20 protein-coding genes are annotated in these 19,166 nt (G+C 59.5%); 9 read left to right on the top strand and 11 right to left on the bottom strand.

Annotation, left to right across the window (positions count from 1 at the left end; translation table 11 throughout):
- Positions 1-121 precede the first annotated feature (121 nt).
- Together ACXAC3_RS11125 and ACXAC3_RS11120 are read left to right on the top strand one after the other, a co-directional pair.
- Positions 122-577, top strand: a complete 456-nt coding sequence (locus ACXAC3_RS11125; protein ID WP_475159836.1) for an Lrp/AsnC family transcriptional regulator — start codon at positions 122-124, stop codon at positions 575-577.
- A gap of 19 nt (positions 578-596) precedes the next feature.
- A complete protein-coding gene (locus tag ACXAC3_RS11120; RefSeq protein ID WP_475159834.1) occupies positions 597-2,477 on the top strand; it encodes a monovalent cation:proton antiporter-2 (CPA2) family protein in 1,881 nt (626 codons plus the stop codon).
- A 28-nt stretch (positions 2,478-2,505) separates the two neighbouring features.
- On the opposite strand, the gene cobT is transcribed toward ACXAC3_RS11120, so the two are convergent.
- Entirely contained in the window at positions 2,506-3,519 is a 1,014-nt protein-coding gene (gene cobT, locus ACXAC3_RS11115) for a nicotinate-nucleotide--dimethylbenzimidazole phosphoribosyltransferase (protein ID WP_475159831.1), read from the bottom strand.
- Positions 3,520-3,598: 79 nt separating this feature from the next.
- On the opposite strand from cobT, the gene cobS reads away from it, so the two are divergent.
- The gene (cobS, locus tag ACXAC3_RS11110; protein ID WP_475159830.1) at positions 3,599-4,363 is read left to right on the top strand and encodes an adenosylcobinamide-GDP ribazoletransferase; all 765 of its coding nucleotides are present in this window, start codon (positions 3,599-3,601) and stop codon (positions 4,361-4,363) included.
- On the opposite strand, the gene ACXAC3_RS11105 is transcribed toward cobS, so the two are convergent.
- The 6 genes from ACXAC3_RS11105 to ACXAC3_RS11080 form a co-directional block, all read right to left on the bottom strand.
- On the bottom strand, positions 4,360-5,130 hold the full coding sequence (locus ACXAC3_RS11105) for a potassium channel family protein (RefSeq protein WP_475159828.1): 771 nt from the start codon (positions 5,128-5,130) through the stop codon (positions 4,360-4,362). The two genes, cobS and ACXAC3_RS11105, sit on opposite strands and share 4 nt — an antisense overlap.
- Positions 5,131-5,243: 113 nt before the next feature.
- Positions 5,244-5,756, bottom strand: a complete 513-nt coding sequence (locus ACXAC3_RS11100) for a CarD family transcriptional regulator (protein WP_475159826.1) — start codon at positions 5,754-5,756, stop codon at positions 5,244-5,246.
- A 283-nt stretch (positions 5,757-6,039) separates the two neighbouring features.
- A complete protein-coding gene (gene fdxA / locus ACXAC3_RS11095) occupies positions 6,040-6,378 on the bottom strand; it encodes a ferredoxin FdxA (protein WP_170742515.1) in 339 nt (112 codons plus the stop codon).
- Between the two features lie 66 nt (positions 6,379-6,444).
- Entirely contained in the window at positions 6,445-6,810 is a 366-nt protein-coding gene (locus tag ACXAC3_RS11090) for an RNA-binding S4 domain-containing protein (RefSeq protein ID WP_475159823.1), read from the bottom strand.
- 6 nt (positions 6,811-6,816) lie between these two features.
- A complete protein-coding gene (locus ACXAC3_RS11085) occupies positions 6,817-9,630 on the bottom strand; it encodes a helicase-related protein (protein WP_475159821.1) in 2,814 nt (937 codons plus the stop codon).
- 21 nt (positions 9,631-9,651) lie between these two features.
- Positions 9,652-10,260 (bottom strand): tetratricopeptide repeat protein, encoded by a 609-nt coding sequence (locus ACXAC3_RS11080; protein WP_475159817.1) that lies wholly within the window; start codon positions 10,258-10,260, stop codon positions 9,652-9,654.
- 31 nt (positions 10,261-10,291) lie between these two features.
- Between ACXAC3_RS11080 and ACXAC3_RS11075 the strand changes: the two genes are divergently transcribed.
- The 4 genes from ACXAC3_RS11075 to ACXAC3_RS11060 all read left to right on the top strand — a co-directional run bounded on the left by ACXAC3_RS11075 (position 10,292) and on the right by ACXAC3_RS11060 (position 13,908).
- Positions 10,292-10,582, top strand: a complete 291-nt coding sequence (locus ACXAC3_RS11075; RefSeq protein WP_170764439.1) for an SCP2 sterol-binding domain-containing protein — start codon at positions 10,292-10,294, stop codon at positions 10,580-10,582.
- A complete protein-coding gene (locus tag ACXAC3_RS11070; protein WP_475159811.1) occupies positions 10,582-11,559 on the top strand; it encodes an alpha/beta fold hydrolase in 978 nt (325 codons plus the stop codon). The genes ACXAC3_RS11075 and ACXAC3_RS11070 overlap by 1 nt, the downstream gene beginning before the upstream one ends.
- A gap of 65 nt (positions 11,560-11,624) precedes the next feature.
- Positions 11,625-13,445 (top strand): M3 family oligoendopeptidase, encoded by a 1,821-nt coding sequence (locus ACXAC3_RS11065; RefSeq protein ID WP_475159809.1) that lies wholly within the window; start codon positions 11,625-11,627, stop codon positions 13,443-13,445.
- An 85-nt stretch (positions 13,446-13,530) separates the two neighbouring features.
- On the top strand, positions 13,531-13,908 hold the full coding sequence (locus ACXAC3_RS11060) for a hypothetical protein (RefSeq protein ID WP_475159807.1): 378 nt from the start codon (positions 13,531-13,533) through the stop codon (positions 13,906-13,908).
- Between the two features lie 39 nt (positions 13,909-13,947).
- On the opposite strand, the gene ACXAC3_RS11055 is transcribed toward ACXAC3_RS11060, so the two are convergent.
- Positions 13,948-14,217 carry a DksA/TraR family C4-type zinc finger protein gene (locus ACXAC3_RS11055; protein ID WP_475159804.1) on the bottom strand — a complete coding sequence of 90 codons (270 nt, stop codon included), beginning with the start codon at positions 14,215-14,217 and terminating at the stop codon, positions 13,948-13,950.
- Between the two features lie 59 nt (positions 14,218-14,276).
- Complete coding sequence (locus ACXAC3_RS11050; protein WP_475159802.1) at positions 14,277-15,251, bottom strand: Gfo/Idh/MocA family protein; 975 nt, start codon at positions 15,249-15,251, stop codon at positions 14,277-14,279.
- Positions 15,252-15,645: 394 nt separating this feature from the next.
- On the opposite strand from ACXAC3_RS11050, the gene ACXAC3_RS11045 reads away from it, so the two are divergent.
- Complete coding sequence (locus ACXAC3_RS11045) at positions 15,646-16,728, top strand: fasciclin domain-containing protein (protein WP_475159801.1); 1,083 nt, start codon at positions 15,646-15,648, stop codon at positions 16,726-16,728.
- Between the two features lie 53 nt (positions 16,729-16,781).
- On the opposite strand, the gene rpoH is transcribed toward ACXAC3_RS11045, so the two are convergent.
- Positions 16,782-17,678: an RNA polymerase sigma factor RpoH gene (gene rpoH, locus ACXAC3_RS11040; RefSeq protein ID WP_475159799.1), complete on the bottom strand. Its 897-nt coding sequence runs from the start codon at positions 17,676-17,678 to the stop codon at positions 16,782-16,784.
- A gap of 146 nt (positions 17,679-17,824) precedes the next feature.
- The gene (locus ACXAC3_RS11035) at positions 17,825-18,859 is read right to left on the bottom strand and encodes an RluA family pseudouridine synthase (RefSeq protein WP_475159796.1); all 1,035 of its coding nucleotides are present in this window, start codon (positions 18,857-18,859) and stop codon (positions 17,825-17,827) included.
- Here ACXAC3_RS11035 and ACXAC3_RS11030 point away from each other — a divergent pair.
- Complete coding sequence (locus ACXAC3_RS11030) at positions 18,858-19,163, top strand: DUF6476 family protein (protein ID WP_475159792.1); 306 nt, start codon at positions 18,858-18,860, stop codon at positions 19,161-19,163. The two genes, ACXAC3_RS11035 and ACXAC3_RS11030, sit on opposite strands and share 2 nt — an antisense overlap.
- Positions 19,164-19,166: the final 3 nt, after the last annotated feature.

Below are 19,166 nucleotides of genomic sequence, written 5' to 3'. Positions count from 1 at the left end.
TTCTTTGCTGATTCCAAAATACGCCTTATCAAGCGCTGTTTCTGCGCATAGTTTTCGTGTAAACTATCGCCAAGCGCGCAAAGTCCGCACTGTTTGGGCAATACATGGAGAATTTCCGCATATGCTGGATTCCACCGACACCCGTCTGCTGTCCGCCCTGCAGCAGAACGCCCATCTGACCGCGCATCAGCTGGGCGAAATGCTGAACCTGTCGCCCAGTCAGGCCGGTCGGCGGCGTCAGAGGCTGGAGGCTGAAGGTTACATCACCAGCTACGCCGCGCGGCTGGACCCTCTGAAACTTGGTTTGCAGGTGCAGGGTTTTATTCAGGTGCATCTGGGCACCCACGGCCCGGAGCAGTCCGCAAGCTTTGCCCGTATGGTTGACACGCGCCCTGAGATCACCAGCGCATGGACGATGACCGGAGAGGCAGATTACCTGCTGCATGTCTATTGCGACGATCTATCCGCGCTCAACCGCTTGCTTCATCAGGTGATACTGCCGCATCCTGCCGTGGCACGGGTCCAAAGCCAGATTGTGATGGACCAGCTCAAGCGCGACGCGCCTTTGCCCACCTAACCCGACCGAAAGGACGAAAATGGACGATTTCCTTTACCAGGCTTCGATCTATCTGGCGGCTGCCGTGATCGCCGTGCCCTTGTCGGCGCGTCTGGGGTTGGGGTCCGTATTGGGGTATCTGGCCGCGGGCATCGTTATCGGCCCGGTTTTCGGTCTGGTCGGGGCTGAAACCGAAAGCCTGCAACACGTCGCCGAATTCGGTGTCGTGATGATGCTGTTCCTGATCGGGCTGGAGCTGGAGCCGCGCGCCCTGTGGGATATGCGGGACAGGCTGTTAGGGCTGGGCGGCTTACAGGTCGCGCTGTCTACAGCCGTGATCGCCGGTGTCGCAATGTATGCAAATCACCCCTGGTCGGTTGCGCTGGCCGTCGGGCTGACGCTGTCGCTGTCCTCGACCGCGATTGTCCTGCAAACCCTGTCGGAAAAGGGACTGATGCAGACAAATGGCGGTCGTGCGACGTTTTCGGTGCTGCTGACGCAGGATATTGCCGTCATCCCCATTCTGGCGCTGCTGCCATTGTTGGCGCTGCCCGCCCTGCCGCATATTGAAAGCGACGGCTCGATCGACCGCGGGGCGGTGGACCTGCACGATGCAGGCCATCACAGCCTGTCGCTGGTCGAAGGCTTACCGGGCTGGGCGGTCACGCTGGTCACCATTGGCGCAATCGCGTTTGTCATCCTGGCCGGGGTTTACCTGACGCGCCCCCTGTTCCGGTTCATCCATGCCACACGCCTGCGCGAGATGTATACAGCACTGGCCCTGATGATTGTCGTCGGAATCTCCTTTCTGATGACACTGGTGGGCCTGTCTCCCGCACTGGGAGCTTTTCTGGCGGGCGTCGTTCTGGCCAGTTCGGAATTCCGCCACGAGATGGAAAGCGACCTTGAGCCGTTCAAGGGTCTGTTTCTGGGCCTGTTCTTCATCACTGTCGGCGCCGGCATTGATATCGCGTATTTCTTTGATGATCCGTTCGATCTGATCGGTCTGGCGCTGCTGGTCATTCTTGCAAAAGGGATCATCCTGTTCCTTGTCGGGCGCGCCTTTAAGCTTAAAGGCCGCGATCACTGGCTGTTTACGCTCGGGCTGGCACAGGCGGGGGAATTCGGATTTGTGCTGCTGGCCTTTTCGACCCAGCAGAATGTCATCCCGCAGGATCTTTCGCAAAAGCTGCTGATGATCATCGCGCTGACCATGCTCATCACACCGCTTTTGTTCATCATCTTCGATCTTCTTTCGCGCCGGATCGGCGACGGCGCGCCGCCGCCTGAACCCGATGAGATTGACGAAAAGGGCCCGGTGATCATCGCCGGAATTGGTCGCTTTGGTCAGATCGTGAACCGGCTGGTGCGCGCCAGCGGGTTCAAGACCGTGGTGCTGGACCATGACATCGAGACGGTCCAGTTGATGCGGCGTTTCGGCGTCAAGGGGTTTCTGGGCGATCCAACCCGTCCGGAGCTGCTACGTGCTGCGGGGCTGGAAAAAGCCTCGGTCCTTGTTGCTGCGATGGACGATGCGAAACACGTGACGCGTTTGGTCAGTTTCGCGCGGCGTCAACGCCCTGACCTTCACATCATTGCCCGCGCCCACGACCGGACCCATGTGTACGAGCTGTATCAGGCCGGTGCGAATGACATCGTGCGCGAAATGTTCGACAGTTCACTGCGTGCCGGGCGGTACGTGCTGGAAAACATCGGACTCAGCGAATACGAAGCCGCGCAGGCCGAACAGACCTTTTACCACCATGACCGGACCTCGGTGCGGGAACTGGCCGAATTGTGGATTCCCGGTATGCCGACGGCAGAAAACAAGAAATACATCGAGCGCGCGCAGCAGCTTGAAAAGGACTTGGAAACCGAGCTTCTGGAACTGGCCGAAAAGCACGCTCAGAAATCGGCCTGACCCGCCATCGCGGATCAGGTAGCTTGGCCTAACCGTCCGAAACGCCGGCTTCCGCAAAAGTTGCCATGCCTGAGTGGCAGGCAACCGCGCTTTTGAGGATATTGATGGCCAGCGCGCCGCCGGACCCCTCGCCCAGCCGCAGGCCAAGGTTCAGCAGCGGCTCTTTGCCCAGCCTGGCCAAAACTGCACCATGCGCGCCTTCCGCGCTTTGGTGACCGGCCACAGTATGGTCCAAAGCGCCATCCGACGCATCCGCCAGGCAGGCGGCCGCGGCCGAGCAGATAAATCCATCCAGAATGACGGGGATACGCAGGGCGCGGGCCGCTGCAATGGCACCGGCCATGGCCGCGATTTCGCGGCCACCGAGACGGCGCAGGATTTCTATCCCATCGCCCGAGCCGGAATGCAGGGCCACGCCCTCGGCCACAACCCGCGTTTTGTTCGCCAACCCGGCATCATCGACACCGGTGCCGCGCCCGGTCCAGTCCGCCGCCTCTCCGCCAAACAAGGCGCAGGCAATCGCTGCGGCGGGCGTGGTGTTACCGATGCCCATCTCACCAACCACCAACAGATCGGCCCTGGGGTCCACAGCCGTCCAACCCACGCGCAGGGCTTGCAAAAGCTCATCTTCAGACATGGCCGGGCCGGCTGTGAAATCCGCCGTGGGTCGATCCAGATCCAGTGCGTGGACGTTCATAGTCGCCCCCGCGGCCTTGGCCAGTTGATTAATGGCCGCGCCGCCATGTTCAAAGTTCATCACCATCTGAACGGTCACTTCCGGCGGAAAAGCCGACACGCCCTGCGCCGTTACACCATGGTTTCCGGCGAAGACAATGACCTGCGGGGCGGAAATATTCGGGCGGGCTTCCCCTCGCCAGCCCGCGTACCAGATCGCCAGATCCTCAAGTCGTCCAAGGGCACCGGGCGGTTTGGTCAGTTGCCCGTTTCGTTCCGCCGCGCCGTCCCGCGCGGCGTCATCCGGACCCGGAGCCTGATTCAAAGTTTCGCGGAATGTTTTCAGGTCATTAAGTTCGGGCAGCATTCAAAGCCTCGTTGCATCAGAGTGGTCCTGTGTGTTTAACCGAAGCGTCCGAACCAACAAGACCCCGAAAGGCGCGGGAGTGCACAAAAACGACACCAAACTCTTTTCCGCATGGGATATTCCGCTGGCGCTGGTTCTGCTGACGCGCCTGCCGGTGCCCCGCTTGCCCGAGGACGTCTTTCCACGGCAAGCCAGTTCCGCCTGGGCGTTTCCGGTTGTCGGGCTGGTGGTCGGGGGCTTGGCCTGCGGGATCGGTTGGGCCGCGATGGCGCTTCACCTGCCTGCGACCGCCGGCGCCGTTATTCTGATCTCGGTGCTGGTTGCATCCACCGGTGCCATGCACGAAGACGGCCTTGCCGATACAGCCGACGGATTTTGGGGCGGTTTCACAGCCGAACGACGGCTGGAGATTATGAAGGACAGCCATATCGGTGCCTACGGTGTGCTGGCTCTGATCTTCACGCAGTTGCTGCGGGTTGCGCTTGTGGCAGCCCTGCTTTCGGTTGGGGAATACGGTGTGATACTCGCCGCCTGCGTCCTGTCGCGCGCGTTCATGCCTGCATTGATGGCGACCGTGCCAAATGCGCGCGCCAGCGGCCTGAGCCATTCGGTCGGCGGACCGAAGGCCGGAACCGTTGCTGTTGGGTTCTTGTTGGCCGCCGGCTGCTCAGTGGTCTTGACGGGGACCGGTTTCATCCTGCCGTTTATCGTGGCTGCGCTGGTCGTAACGGCGTTGGCGCAGCTTGCAAAGGCCAAGATCAACGGCCAAACCGGTGACGTTCTGGGAGCGGCGCAACAACTCGCAGAACTGGCATTTCTGATCGCCGCGGTCGCCGCCCTTTAGGTCGTACCGCCGGTTTCGATCCTCAGCGTTTCACCGCAATGCTTGCAGTGAACCGCGTCCGGGTCGTGGCGATAGAGGCCGCAATTGGTGCATTTGTGCCGCACTTTCTGCGGCATGAAGATTGCCTGAGCCAGCCGCACGAACAGCGCCACCCCGACAACCATGATGAAGACGGAAAACAGCTTGCCGCCCGGGGTCGCCAGAGTGATATCTCCAAAACCGGTCGTGGTCAGCGTGGCCATGGTGAAATAGAGCGCGTCGATATAGGCGTTCTGGCTGTCATCCGGAATGAAGAACACCAAAACGGCCGTCGAAGTCGCGAATACAAAAACCAAAAGGTTGATTGCGGCGATCACCGCATCCTCACGCGTTCGGAAAAATTGGCTGTCCCGGCGCAAATCCTTGAGCAAATGGTAGGAATGGATCAGGCGCAACGCCCTTAGGATACGCACGAAAGCCAGATTGCCGGGCAATAGCGGCTCCAGCAACAACGACGTAATCACCACAATATCCGCCAGCGTGTAGACCTTGCGGAGCAGCTTCCAGCGGTCCTTTGCGATCCACATCCGCGCCATGAAATCCAGCAGGATCAGAAATCCGACGACCAGGCTGGCCGTTGTGATACCCGGACCATGTGGCACGTTCGCGGTAGCGATGAAAAACACGATCGAAACAGCGTCAAACAGGATGAGGCCGTATCGGAACCAGACCGAGATCGGGTCATGTGCAATATACAGAAACTTAATCGTTTGTTTTAGGTTGGCCATCTATCCGCCTCTGCCTGCTGAAAAATTAGCGGCAATTGCGTATTTCACCAAGCGGCCAGACACGAAAAAGGCCGCTCCGGTCGGAGCGGCCCGAAATTCACAAATCCCGACGATCAGGCGGCGGCGCGCGAGGTCAGAACCTCATCAACCTGCTTGGCTGCCGATACCTCGCCGGCGCCAGAGACGGCGGCCACTTCACGGGTCAGACGCTCCAGCGCGGCCTCATAGAGCTGACGCTCGGAATAGCTCTGTTCACGCTGGTCATCGGTGCGGTGCAGGTCGCGAACCACTTCGGCGATCGAAATCAGATCGCCCGAGTTGATCTTTTGTTCATATTCCTGCGCCCGGCGCGACCACATGGCGCGTTTCACCTTGGCCTTGCCCTTCAGGGTTTTCATCGCCTGGCTGATGACATCCGGCGAGCTGAGTGACCGCAGACCGGATTCGGTGATCTTGTTGGTCGGCACACGCAGAGTCATCTTGTCTTTTTCAAAAGAGATGACGAACAGCTCAAGTGAATATCCCGCGACTTCCTGCTCTTCGATCGAGATGATCTGACCCACGCCATGCGCGGGATAGACAACATAGTCATTCGGGCGGAACTCAAGCTTTTTCGACTTAGACATACAGGTTCATCCTTGGTTACAGAGCGAGACACAGACGGCAAAACACCCTAGCCGGAGCCATTCCCGGCCCCGTCAGGCGTCTGGTTTGTCAAAAAATCAGAACTCCAAAGCAAACATACTTACGGAGCGCATCCCCATCTCATTCATCATTCAGCTTTTAATTATATCACAAAATTACGACGCCTGAAAGTCAGGTCCCGCGATGGGTCGGGAAACCTGATACTTTTCAAAGCGATACAGCCTGTTTTTGCACCTAAACCGCCAAGTTCAGAGCGCGAATCGATCAACCGCCCTCACCGGGCGCTTCCGAGAAATATTTCTCCATCTTGCCCTCTTCGCCGTCGCGTTCCTCGGCATCGGGCAGCGGGTCCTTCTTGGTCACGATGACCGGCCACTGTTCCGAGTATTTCCGGTTGAACTCGACCCACTGGTCCATTCCCGGCTCGGTGTCAGGACGGATGGCGTCGGCGGGGCACTCAGGCTCGCAGACACCGCAATCAATGCACTCATCCGGGTGAATGACCAGCGTATTCTCACCTTCATAGAAACAATCCACCGGGCAAACCTCGACACAGTCGGTGTATTTGCAGGCGATGCAGTTTTCGGTGACGACATAGGTCATGGTGAAATTCCCGTTTGCGGTTTGGGCGACTAGCTAATCCAGTATTGCACCGTCTTCAAGGGATGATCAGCCCTTGCGGGTGCGAGAAAGATCAAGCGCGCGCCGATCTTTCTTGGTTGGACGACCTTTTCCTTCAAAACCCGGATTGCGGGGTTCTGCGTCCTGTTTTTTGGTCAGGTCCGAGTACAATGTTTGCGCCTCGGGGGCAGGTCCGCGGCGGTCGCCCAGTTTTTCGATGCGCACGACGCGGACGGTACGGCCTTGCGGAAAGGTCAGAACGTCACCGGGTCCTACGGCTTGTGCCGGTTTCAGGACCCGGTTTCCGTTCACGCGCACGTGGCCACCGCTGACCTGTTTGGCTGACAGGCTGCGGGTCTTGAAGAACCGCGCCTGCCAAAGCCATTTGTCGATCCGCAGCTTGGCCTCGGCCATCGGTGCTTAGTTGCCGTCTTTCAAACCCATCAGCGCTGCTGCGAACGGGTTATCCGGATCGATCGCTTTTTCTTTCTTCGGCGGCCGGGACGAGAAGGATTTGGCGCCTTGCGGCTTGCCCCCTTTCTTGCCCTGCGGTTTGCCGCGTCCGTCCTGAGGCTTGCCACGCGGCTTGCCTTTGCCTGGCCCTTGCCGCTGTTCGCGACGCGGACCACGGTTGGCCTGACGCTGACGGCCCCAGGTGAAGGTATAGAACACCTCAACCTCCGGCTCGTCCGAAGCAGGGGCCTCGGCTGCCGCCTCGGTGCTTTCGGTGGCCTCGGCGGTCGCCTCGGCGGGCGCAGCGACCTCTGCCGGAGCAGCGTCTGCTGCCGAGGCTTCTTCGGCGGCGTGTTGCTCAGCTACTTCAGCCGCAGGCTTTTCGGGCTCTGCTTGCACCGGCTTCACCTTTTCGCGCTCGCCGCGCTCGGCCTTGTAGCCCAGCCCCTGCATCAGATCAGCGAACTGTTCCAGCGTCATCCCGGTGATTGAGAGCATGTCAGGCTTGGCTTCAAACCCGCCCCGGCTGTCTTCGGCGCGCAGCATGTCGGCCAGACGTTCCAGCATGTCGATGCGGATCGAACGTTCGCCCGCGTCGCGGTAGCCGCACATCGTATCGTAACCCTGTGGTGCGTCCTTTGCGACCGGCACGGTCACCAGACCCGGCGGCGGTGCCTCGGGGAATTCCTGAAGATCATTGGCCAGCGCCCACAGAACCAGTCGCAGGCGCGTCGGAGCCGGTTTCAGAAGCAGCGGCATGAAGATGGTGAACTGACCGAACCGGATGCCATGTTTGCGCAAGGCACCACGCGCGTCCTGATCCAGATCCTTGACCTCCTGTGCGACACCAGCGCGCGGCAGCACACCCAGCGCCTCGACCATGCGGAAAGCAAAGCCCTTGGCCAGACCCGACAGTTCCTCGTCCCGCGACAGGTTCAGCAGCGGTTCGAACAGCGCCGCCACTTTGCGGTCGATGAAATGTTGCAGGCGGCGCTGAACCTTCTGTTCGACATCCGGGCCAGCGGCCTCATCTACAAACACCTCGACCACTGGCTTGAGTGGTTCGGCCCCGGCAACCAGTTTGCCAACGGCGTATTCACCCCACATCAGGCCACCCTGATCGGTAAAATCAATCTCGGTATCGGGCGCATTGTAGAAGCGATCGGCACGCAGATGGAATTGCGGCGCGAGTGCTTGTAGGGAGGCCGATTTCAAAGCTTTCGCCTCGGTTCCCTGCGCGCTTTTGTCCGGCGAAAACCGGAACCCTTCCAGACGACCGACGAATTCGCCTTCGACGGTCACTTCACCCTTATCATTTACTTCGGCCAAAAGGGCCTCCTTCTGTTTGAGCCGGCGCAGCAATACGGATGTGCGCCGGTCCACAAATCTCTGAGTCAAACGTTCGTGAAGAGCGTCCGACACTCTGTCTTCTACAGCGCGCGTTTCGGCGCGCCAATGGGATTCGTCACGCACCCAGCCGTTTCGTTGCGCAACGTATGTCCAGGTGCGAATATATGCCAACCTTTTGGACAGTGCATCAATATCCCCGTCCGTCCGGTCGATCCGGCGGATTTGCCGCGCCATGAAATCACCCGGGACCCCGCCGCGTTCGTGCAGGTGGCCAAAGATCACTTCCAGCAGGCTGGCGTGTTCAGCGTGGCTGATACCGCGAAAGTCCGGGATTCGGCACACGTCCCATAGCAAGCGAATGGACGGGCCGTCGCTGGCGCGAGCAGCAACCTCGGCCACTTGCGACAGCGATTTCAACACGTTCAGGTCATCGGCAGGCCGCGCCTTGATCAGATGTTCATCGTTCGGGCTGACCTCCAACGAAGCGATCAGCGCGTCGACCGAACCAAACCGCAGGGCGGCATTCCGCCAGTTCAGCTTTTTCATCGGCGTGAAACGGCTGTCCATGATCGCCTGCGCAACACCTTCGTCCAGTGGCGGAGCCTCACCGGTGACGCCGAAAGTCCCATCAGACATACCGCGTCCGGCCCGCCCGGCGATTTGGGCCAGTTCGTTGGGCGCCAAAGGCCGCATCCGCCGCCCGTCGAACTTGGTCAGGGATGAAAACGCCACGTGGTTGACGTCCAGGTTCAGACCCATGCCGATGGCATCCGTCGCCACCAGATAGTCGACCTCGCCATTCTGATAGAGTTCCACCTGCGCATTCCGCGTGCGGGGGCTGAGCGCCCCCATGACCACGGCCGCGCCGCCCTTTTGGCGGCGCAACAGTTCGGCAATGGCATACACATTCTCGACAGAGAACCCGACGATTGCGCTGCGCGCAGGCATACGGCTGATTTTCTTTGAGCCGGAATAGACCAGTTGCGACATGCGTTCGCGGCGCACGAACTGCGCCTCGGGCACCAGCGCCGCAATCGGGCCGCGCATCGTGTCGGACCCCAGGAACAGAGTCTCGTGCGTGCCGCGCGCGCGCAGCAGACGGTCGGTGAACACATGGCCACGTTCGGGATCGGCACAAAGCTGGATTTCGTCGATGGCTACGAAATCGGCGCCCATACCCTCGGGCATCGCCTCGACCGTGCAGACCCAGTATTGCGCGCGTGGCGGCACGATCCGTTCTTCGCCCGTGACCAGCGCCACAACGGACGGGCCGCGAATGGCAACGATCTTGTCAAAAACCTCACGCGCAAGCAGCCGCAGCGGCAGACCGATCACACCTGTCCGGTGCCCCAGCATCCGCTCGATCGCGTAATGGGTTTTACCTGTGTTTGTCGGGCCCAGAACGGCCACGATTCGGGATGACCCGCTCACCTTTGCCCCCTGCCCCGGCTTCTAGAGGGCCGAACCCTCGACCTGGGGCTTCAGTCGATTTACCGCTTTGGTTACTTCTTCGTGATGGGGATGTATAGCCAGCGCGCGTTCATAGGCCGCAAAGGCTTTGTCCGGCTGGCCGACAATCTCGAAAATCAGGCCAAGGCCATAGATGGCCTCGTAATTGTTGGGGTTCAGGGTCAGCGCGTGTTCCAGATCGGCAGCTGCCATTCCAAACCGCTCGATCCCGAAAAAGGCCGACGCGCGCAGGTGCCACCCCTCGGCAAAGCCCGGCGCATGATCCGTCAGTGCCGTCAGGTGTTCGATGGCGGTCTCGGTATCGCCATCGTCCAGCGCTTCGCGCCCCCGTTCAAGCAACAGATCCGCCGAAGCCGATCCTGACAGCGACCACAGCGCCTTGAGCTGACGATCGATTCCGATCGCCTGTTGCGGCGTGGATTGCGCCAATTGCTGCAAAAGCTGATCTTCGTCCCGAGAATCTGCCTGTTGTGCAAGACAACTGGTGGAAAACGTGACTAGGAACGCCGTTGCCGTAACGATACCTTTGAGATTGTTGCTTGCAATGCCCATAACAACGTTCAGTGTAGCGTTGCGCCGTGGGATGTCCATTCCCGGCGCACAATTCAAAGTGAGGAGAATCATGAGCGACACTCTGGAAAAAGCCGCAGCGGCGCTGAACGAAAAACTTTCGGGCGGCGACTTCAGCGCGTCGGCCAAATTTGCCATCGCCGATCTGGGCTCGATCGTTCTGGACGCGGACGGTGCGCGTGTCAGCGACGACGAAGCGGACGTCACCATGAGCGCGGATGCCGACACGTTCGAGCAGATCCTCAGCGGTGAGCTGAACCCCACAGGTGCCTTCATGTCTGGTAAGCTGACCGTGGATGGCGATATGGGCGTGGCCATGCAACTGGCATCGGCGCTGGCCTGATGGAACCGTCGCCGGCCCCCTTGTTCGAAGACGTGGCCGGCGCCCCCGCCGGTGGTCAGGCCCATTGGCTGACGACCACGGACGATATCCGCATTCGGGTGGCCCACTGGCACCCGGGTGGCGACACGAACGGCACGGTGATGCTGTTTCCCGGCCGCACCGAGTATATCGAAAAATACGGTGATGCTGCGAAGGAATTCGTCGGCCGCGGATTTGCCTTCCTGTCGGTTGACTGGCGCGGACAGGGCTTGGCGGATCGTCCGTTGGACGACCCGCGCGTGGGCCATGTCGATCAGTTTACCGACTATCAGAATGATGTTCAGTCGACGCTGGATCTGGCGACCGCGCTGAACCTTCCGAAACCCTGGTACGTGATCGGCCATTCGATGGGCGGGGCAATTGGCCTGCGGGCCGTGCTGGAAAGAGGCTGCTTTGCCGCCTGCGCCTTTACCGGGCCGATGTGGGGCATCTTCTTCACGCCGCTCATGAAACCGCTCAGCCGGCTCACCGCCTATTGGGGGCCACGGATCGGGCTGGGGGAACGAACCCCACCGACCACGTCGCTGGAAAGTTACGTGCTGTCGCAACCGTTCGAGGGCAACGTGCTGACCCGCGACCCGGCGATGTACAAAATGATGCAGGACCAGCTTGTAGCCCATCCTGAACTGGCACTTGGCGCGCCATCGACGATCTGGCTGCGCGAAGCACTGGACGAATGCGCGTGGCTGATGGACCAAACCGCGCCCGCGACGCCCTGCCTGACCTTTCTGGGCAGTCATGAACAAATCGTGGACCGCAAGGCGATCCGGGCGCGAATGGCAAACTGGCCCGGCGGTACCCTGGTGGAAATTCCGGAAGGCGAGCACGAGGTGATGATGGAACCCGCCGATGTGCGCGGACCTGTCTTTGACCAACTGGCGGCACATTTTCTGGCGTCGCAGACCAACTCGGCCCCGGAACCTGCCCTGTCGAACTGATCCCGCTTGTGATCCCGACCGCCCGCGCCTAGATGTTTGCCAAAGAAGTTTTTCCGAGGTGATCCATGCGCGACCTTCCCTTTCCCGTCCGTGACGCTAACGCAGTCGGAGGGGCTGATAACCTCGGCAATCTGCCGGAATGGGATCTGAGTGATCTGTACTCTGGGGAAGACGCTCCGGAACTGTCGCGCGATCTGGACTGGCTGGAAGGCGAATGCGCCGCCTTCGCCGCCGACTACGAAGGCAAACTGGCCGATCTGGACGCCGCAGGTCTGCTGACCTGTGTGCAGCGCAACGAGAAGATCAACTCGGTCGCCGGTCGCATCATGTCGTTCGCCGGGCTGCGCTATTACCAGTTGACCACCGATGCCGAACGCGCCAAATTCCTGTCGGACATGCAGGAAAAGATCACCGTCTTTACCACGCCGCTGGTCTTCTTCACGCTTGAAATCAATCGCATCGACGATGACGTGCTCACGGCGCATTTCGACGCGGATGCCGATCTCGCCCGGTATGAGCCGGTGTTCCGCCGCATCCGCGCGATGAAACCCTACCAACTGTCTGACGAGCTTGAGAAATTCCTGCACGATTTGGGCGTTGTTGGTGACGCGTGGGAACGTCTGTTTGACGAAACCATCGCCGGGCTGACCTTTACCGTTGACGGCGAAGAACTGAACATCGAAGGGACCCTGAACCTGCTGACGGAACAGAACCGCAGCAAACGCGAGGCCGCCGCGCGTGAACTGGCAAGCGTTTTTCAGGACAACGTCAAAACCTTTGCCCGCGTCCACAACACGCAGGCCAAGGAAAAAGAAATCGTCGACCGCTGGCGCAAGATGCCCACGGCACAGACCGGCCGCCACCTGTCGAATGACGTGGAACCCGAGGTGGTCGAGGCCTTGCGCGAGGCGGTGGTCGCTGCCTACCCCAAGCTCAGCCATCGCTATTACGAGTTGAAACGCAAATGGCTGGGTCTGGACGTCATGCAGGTCTGGGACCGCAACGCGCCCCTGCCGATGGAAGACACCCGCATTGTCGGCTGGGACGAGGCCGAGAAGACGGTGATGGACGCCTATAACGCCTTTGATCCCCGCATGGGTGAAATCGCGGCGCCTTTCTTCTCGAAAGGCTGGATCGACGCGGCGGTAAAACCGGGCAAAGCCCCCGGCGCCTTTGCCCACCCCACCGTTACCGAGGTGCACCCCTATGTGATGCTCAACTATCTGGGCAAACCGCGCGACGTGATGACACTGGCGCATGAACTTGGGCACGGGGTGCATCAGGTTCTCGCTGCCGATCAGGGCGAGATGCTGTCCTCAACCCCGCTGACACTGGCCGAAACCGCGTCGGTGTTTGGCGAGATGCTGACTTTCCGCAAAATGCTGGATCAAGCCGAAACCCCGGAACAGCGCAAGGTACTGCTGGCCGGTAAGGTCGAAGACATGATCAACACGGTGGTCCGTCAGATCGCCTTCTACGACTTCGAATGCAAACTGCACGCCGCCCGCCGCGAGGGCGAGTTGACCCCTGACGACATCAACGCTCTGTGGATGAGCGTTCAGGCCGAAAGCCTTGGGCCCGCATTCGAATTCATGGATGGGTATGAGACCTTCTGGGCCTATATCCCGCACTTCGTCCACTCGCCCTTCTATGTCTATGCCTATGCGTTTGGCGACGGCCTCGTGAATGCGCTGTATTCCGTTTACGCAAGCGGCTCGGACGGGTTCGAGGACAAGTATTTCGAGATGCTGCGTGCCGGTGGATCGAAACACCACAAGGAACTGCTCGCCCCATTCGGACTGGACGCAAGCGATCCGAAATTCTGGGACAAGGGCCTGTCGATGATCTCGGGCTTTATTGATGAGTTGGAGGCGATGGAGGGGTGAGGCGGTCTCGCTAATGATTGCTTTGTCCGCCATGCGGGACTAAGCAGACCTTGAGTAACCAAGCCTACGGTGCCAAAAACGCTTCATGGAAGAATTCAGTCGGCAACTACTTTATCAAAGGCTTCGCAACCGCTTGATCGAGTTGCTTGATATGTATTCGTCTTTGCACGACATCGCTACACTTGGGGCCTATGAGATGATTGAGTCGGTCGGTGACTTTTTGCCGCTCGATTACGCTGAGGCTCACAAGGTATTCAGCGAAAAGGAAATAGAAGCACTTTCTAAGTTTGCGGAGCTTGCCGAATGCGCAGCCGATGCAACTGAAGAAGATACTTGGAGCGTCGACTGGTTTAAGAATTCGGAGGAATGGGTCAGTGTGTCCAAATTCGCAAAACAGGCATTGGTTGTCTTCTCCGAACGCGGACGCTTTTCCGAGGAACACGAAGAGGTTTCTGCGGTATAGTACGCAGCTAGTTTGGGCTCAGAGCGGACATCACCAAACTCACCTCAACTGACTGTCCTTCGACCCTCGCCGATTGATCCCGCCGCGCGCCTTGAACGCGCCGTCTCTATCCTGCTGACAGTCCAGACACAGCTTGACACCCGGCAAAGCTGCCCTGCGTTTCTCAGGAATTGGCTCCTCGCATTCGGCGCAATGGGTCAGGCTTTCGCCGACGGGGCGTTTTTGCGCTTGCATGCGCGCCAATTCGTCCGTGATGGACGCTTCGATCTGTTCACTTACCGCGCCATCGCGCGCCCAGCCGCCTGCCATGGGTCTTTCTCCTGATCAGGTGACGGACAGGTTAGACGAGGTGTGCGCGACGTGGCAAGTCAGAGCGAAACCGCGCCGTCAAAGACCTGATCGATCATCTCTTGCGTGCCGCGCGAGAACTCCAGCGAGCACGGGTATTCGTCCCCGTCTCGGACCGAACGGCAGAACGCCTCGACCTGCAACTTGTAATGATCATCGCCGGGAAAACGGGTCACCTGCACTTCAAGCCCGGGACGGTGCAGTTCCACGCGCGCCTCACCAAAGACGCGTGCGTTGAACGGCGTTGTCAGACGGATGACGCCGCCTTCGCCGTGAAACACCATTTCCTGATGCGGGTGCATGCGGATTGAGACATAGCTGGAGTAGGTAAAATCCGGGAATTGGGCACGAATCTCGGTGAAGGTATCGATACCATCCTGCCAACGGATCGCGGATTGAACCGTGACCGGCTCTTGCCCGGTGGCAAAGCGCGCGCCGCCGATGACGTAGACGCCGATATCACGTAACCCGCCACCGCCGGTTTCCGCGCGGTTGCGAATGTTGTCGGTGTCGGCGCGGTTGTCAAAGCTGAACGCGCCGGTCACATGCACCGGCTTTCCGATCGTCCCGTCCGCAATAAGCTTTCGCACGAATTGCCATTGCGGGTGATGCACGATCATATAAGCCTCGGCCGCCAGCAGACCGGTCTGATCGCGCTTGGCGATCAGGGCATCAAATTCTGACGCCCGCATGGTGATCGGCTTTTCGCACAGGACATGCTTACCCGCATCAAGCGCTTTCAGGCTCCATTCCACATGCAGGTGGTTGGGCAGCGGGATATAGACAGCCTCGATCGCCGGGTCTGCCAGCAGAGCCTCATAGCTGTCATAGACGTTCAGATCAGGGCAAAACGCCTGAAACGGTTCGGCCTTGGCCGCGCTCGACGTGGCCAGACCTGCCAGACGCGCGCCATCGGCGGCATGAATCGCAGGAGCCATGTATTGACGCGCGAATTTGGCAGCGCCCAGAATGCCCCATTGAACCGGTTTGTGCATATTTCCCTCCGACATGCATGGACATGTGCCGATTTCGGCGCGGGCCTGCAATTGCTTCAGCCTCCGGTTCTCTCTAGCAACCCGTCGACGCAAAGTCAGGTATTTCTCTGCCAGTACGCATCGAAACTCAGGAAAGAAAAACAGGATCAGAGAGTTGGCTACCAGTTAGTCCAGAGACGGTGACGCTGGCACTGTGACGCGTTACATCACTGTAACCAAAACATATTTCCTAGCTCATTGCATTTGGACATGACCGCCTCTTGCCCGTCGAACCCGGAATTTGGTGATCCGGTTTTCACCCCGCGCCGTAATAGCTGTATCGCCGGGGGAAGCGGACTGTCCTGTCAGCGCATACCCCATTCAAGGCGTCCAACAGGGTGGGAGATGAACCGATATGCCAGAAATGACAGACCCTCAGTCGATTACCGATACCGTGGTTGGCCTAAGCGGCGCGCCGGGTACATTTGACGAGAATTCCGATGATTTCGACATCCTCCGAGAGGCCGTGCTTGCCGCCGGTCTGGCGAGCACGCTGGCCAGCGACGAGGTCGATTTAACCGTGTTTGCTCCAAAGGATTCAGCCTTCATCGCTCTGGCGCAGGCTCTGGGCTATGATGGATCGGATGAGGCCGGATCACTGAGCCATATCGTGAAGGCACTGACCCTTCTGGGCGGCGGCGATCCGATACCGTTGCTGACCAACATTCTGCAGTACCACGTGGTTGATGGTCAGTTCACGAAGGACGCGGTTGTCGGGCTGGGAAATGGCGCATCAATCGAAACACTGCTTCCGGGCGCGACCTTGAACCTGAACCTGCTCAGTGATCCCCCCAGCCTGGGCGACGCGGATCCCGGAATTGCTGATCCCGGGCTTGTTGCCTTTGACGTGCCGGCAACAAACGGGATCATTCACGTTCTGGACGGTGTTTTGCTGCCTGTTTCCGTCACCGGGATATTGGGCAAGAAAAACACGGACTTCATTCTGGGCGACGATTCCGGTGAATTTCACTTTACCGGCCGAGGCGATGACTTTGTGCATGGCGGCGGCGGTAATGACGTGATCAATGTCGGGCGGGGCCATGATGTCGCGCTTGGCGGCGAGGGAAATGACAAGATATTCGGCGGCCGTGGCAAGGACATCCTGCGCGGAGACGAAGGCAACGACAAGATATTCGGTGGTCACGGTGCCGATCTGATCGACGGTGGCGCAGGCGACGATTACCTGTTCGGCGGACGCGGACCTGACACGTTCGTCTTCGAAAACGGTGATGGTGATGACACCATTATTGGCTTTAAGGTCGGTAAGGACAAAATCGACCTGAGCGGCTATTCTGGCATCGGGAGTTTCGAAGACATCTCCGGTCAGATCTCGGGCCGCTTCTTCCGCACAACGATCGAACTGGATAACGGCGACAGCATCGAATTGTTCGGCGTGAACGCCGGCCGGTTGTCGGAAAGCGATTTCGTCTTTGCCTGATCAAAAAAAGCCCGCCGGTTTCCGGCGGGCTTTGTTCTTAGGGTCGGGTTGCCTCAGACAGTGCCCAGCATCCCCTTTTCACGGGCGAGTTCGCGCATTTTCTTCTGCAGCTTCTCAAAGGCGCGAACTTCAATCTGGCGAATGCGTTCGCGGCTGACATTGTACTGCGTGCTCAGTTCCTCAAGCGTGACGGGCTGATCCATCAGGCGGCGCTGGGTCAGGATGTCTTTTTCCCGGTCGTTCAGCACGTCCAGAGCTGCCGCCAGCAATTCCCGTCGCGCGTCCAGTTCGTCACGCGCTTCGTAGTCGCCGGCCTGATCGGCATCTTCATCCTCAAGCCAGTCCTGCCACTGCATGGTTCCTTCGCCTTCGGACCCGACCGTCGCGTTCAGCGAGGCGTCGCCACCAGACATTCGGCGGTTCATGCTGATCACTTCCTCCTCGGTCACACCAAGGTCATTTGCAATCTGCGTGACATTTTCGGGCCGCAGGTCGCCTTCTTCCAGCGCACCAATCCGGGCCTTGGCTTTGCGCAGGTTGAAAAACAGCTTTTTCTGCGCCGAGGTCGTACCCAGTTTCACCAGCGACCACGACCGCAGGATGTATTCCTGAATCGAGGCGCGGATCCACCACATCGCATAGGTCGCCAGGCGGAACCCTTTTTCCGGGTCGAACCGTTTGACCGCCTGCATCAGGCCCACGTTGGCCTCGGAAATCACTTCGGCCTGCGGCAGCCCATAGCCGCGATAGCCCATGGCGATCTTGGCCGCCAGTCGCAGATGCGACGTGACCATTTTATGCGCGGCTTCAGTATCTTGCTCTTCCACCCAGCGCTTGGCGAGCATGTATTCTTCTTCCGGCTCAAGCAGGGGAAACTTGCGAATCTCCTGCATATAGCGGTTCAGACCGCCTTCCGGCGTCGGCGCGGGGAGATTTGCGTAATTTGCCATGATTCATGTCCCTCCGACAAATGTTTACTTCGTTAACATGGGATATGGGACTCCGCCCCACTCCATTCAAGAGGTACCGTTAACAGTTTGGAATTAACGTTGGATAAAGGAAACCTAAGAATGCGTTATTCACGTAACTTTGCGCATTATGTCAGCGGCGCGCGCAGCTGTTCAATCAGATTTTCCATGTCATCCGGCAAATCCGCTTCAAACCGCAGGTTTTCACCTGTTACCGGGTGCTCAAAGCCCAAAACAGCGGCATGCAGCGCCTGACGCGGAAACGCGCGCACGGCCTCGGCAGTCGTGGTGGTGAACACCTTTGCCGCCAGTTTTCGCTTGCCCCCATAAACCGGATCGCCGACCAGACCATGCCCGGCATGCGCCAAATGCACGCGAATTTGATGTGTCCGACCGGTTTCCAGCCAGCATTCGATCAGGGCCAGCCCTGCCGGGATGCCAAAAGCATCAACCACCCGCGCACGCGTAACGGCGTGACGACCGCCATGAAACAGCACCGCCTGCCTTTGCCGGTCCGTCTTGTGGCGCGCCAGTTGCGTGGTCAGCCGCATGATATTGCCCGGCTCAAAGCTGACGCCCTTGACCCCGCGCAAGCGGGGATCATTCGCGTCCGGGACACCATAACATATTGCGCGGTAATAGCGTTCGACGCTGTGCGCCTCGAATTGGGCGGCCAGACCGTGATGGGCCGCGTCCGATTTCGCGACCACCAGCAAGCCGCTGGTTTCCTTGTCGATGCGATGCACGATACCGGGCCGCTTCACCCCACCGACACCGGACAGATCCTTGCCGCAGTGATGCAACAATGCGTTCACCAGCGTCCCGTTCGGGGAACCCGGCGCGGGATGCACGACCATGCCAGCCGCCTTGTTGATTACGATGAGGTCGGAATCTTCAAAAACCACGTCCAACGGAATGTCTTCCGGGCCGATATGGCTGTCTTCGGCCTCGGCTATGGTTATCGCCACCAACGCCCCGTCGGCCACCTTGGCCTTGGGATCGCGCACCTCGGTTCCGTTGATCGAAACGGCACCTTCTTCGATCAATCTGGCCAAACGCGTCCGCGACAGGTTCTCGCCGTCTGGCACATCGCGCGAAAGCGCCTTATCAAGGCGAGGCGGCGGATCAGCCGCGATCTGAAACTCAATCTGGCGGGTGCCCATGACTGTCCCTTCCGAACCCCAAGAACCGCAGGAAACGCCGCAGCTTCGGCTGTTGCGGCGGATGGTCATGCTGCTGACCGCGGTGATGATTGGCGGGGTTCTAGTGACATTCGCACTGATTGTCATCCGGCTATCGGACAGAACCCCCACCCTGCCCGATCAGGTCGAGCTGCCGGACGGCGCCAAAGCGCAGGCAGTCACCATCGGAAGCAACTGGTACGCTGTGGTGACCGACGACAACCGCATTCTGATCTTTGACAAGACGACCGGACGCCAGCGTCAGGAAGTCACCATCGCGCCGTGACCC

The sequence above is a fragment of the Ruegeria sp. ABV4_181 genome (genome assembly GCF_056158465.1).
Note: the sequence above shows the minus strand (reverse complement) of the source record. Positions and strands in the feature narration are given on the sequence as shown.

Coding starts and splice junctions, on each gene's coding strand:
- ACXAC3_RS11125 (WP_475159836.1), top strand. CDS start 122: ATGCTGGATTCCACCGACACCCGTCTGCTGTCCGCCCTGCAGCAGAAC.
- ACXAC3_RS11120 (WP_475159834.1), top strand. CDS start 597: ATGGACGATTTCCTTTACCAGGCTTCGATCTATCTGGCGGCTGCCGTG.
- cobT (WP_475159831.1), bottom strand. CDS start 3,519: ATGCTGCCCGAACTTAATGACCTGAAAACATTCCGCGAAACTTTGAAT.
- ACXAC3_RS11105 (WP_475159828.1), bottom strand. CDS start 5,130: ATGGCCAACCTAAAACAAACGATTAAGTTTCTGTATATTGCACATGAC.
- ACXAC3_RS11100 (WP_475159826.1), bottom strand. CDS start 5,756: ATGTCTAAGTCGAAAAAGCTTGAGTTCCGCCCGAATGACTATGTTGTC.
- fdxA (WP_170742515.1), bottom strand. CDS start 6,378: ATGACCTATGTCGTCACCGAAAACTGCATCGCCTGCAAATACACCGAC.
- ACXAC3_RS11090 (WP_475159823.1), bottom strand. CDS start 6,810: ATGGCCGAGGCCAAGCTGCGGATCGACAAATGGCTTTGGCAGGCGCGG.
- ACXAC3_RS11080 (WP_475159817.1), bottom strand. CDS start 10,260: ATGGACATCCCACGGCGCAACGCTACACTGAACGTTGTTATGGGCATT.
- ACXAC3_RS11075 (WP_170764439.1), top strand. CDS start 10,292: ATGAGCGACACTCTGGAAAAAGCCGCAGCGGCGCTGAACGAAAAACTT.
- ACXAC3_RS11070 (WP_475159811.1), top strand. CDS start 10,582: ATGGAACCGTCGCCGGCCCCCTTGTTCGAAGACGTGGCCGGCGCCCCC.
- ACXAC3_RS11065 (WP_475159809.1), top strand. CDS start 11,625: ATGCGCGACCTTCCCTTTCCCGTCCGTGACGCTAACGCAGTCGGAGGG.
- ACXAC3_RS11060 (WP_475159807.1), top strand. CDS start 13,531: ATGGAAGAATTCAGTCGGCAACTACTTTATCAAAGGCTTCGCAACCGC.
- ACXAC3_RS11055 (WP_475159804.1), bottom strand. CDS start 14,217: ATGGCAGGCGGCTGGGCGCGCGATGGCGCGGTAAGTGAACAGATCGAA.
- ACXAC3_RS11050 (WP_475159802.1), bottom strand. CDS start 15,251: ATGCACAAACCGGTTCAATGGGGCATTCTGGGCGCTGCCAAATTCGCG.
- ACXAC3_RS11045 (WP_475159801.1), top strand. CDS start 15,646: ATGCCAGAAATGACAGACCCTCAGTCGATTACCGATACCGTGGTTGGC.
- rpoH (WP_475159799.1), bottom strand. CDS start 17,678: ATGGCAAATTACGCAAATCTCCCCGCGCCGACGCCGGAAGGCGGTCTG.
- ACXAC3_RS11030 (WP_475159792.1), top strand. CDS start 18,858: ATGACTGTCCCTTCCGAACCCCAAGAACCGCAGGAAACGCCGCAGCTT.
- ACXAC3_RS11035 (WP_475159796.1), bottom strand. CDS start 18,859: ATGGGCACCCGCCAGATTGAGTTTCAGATCGCGGCTGATCCGCCGCCT.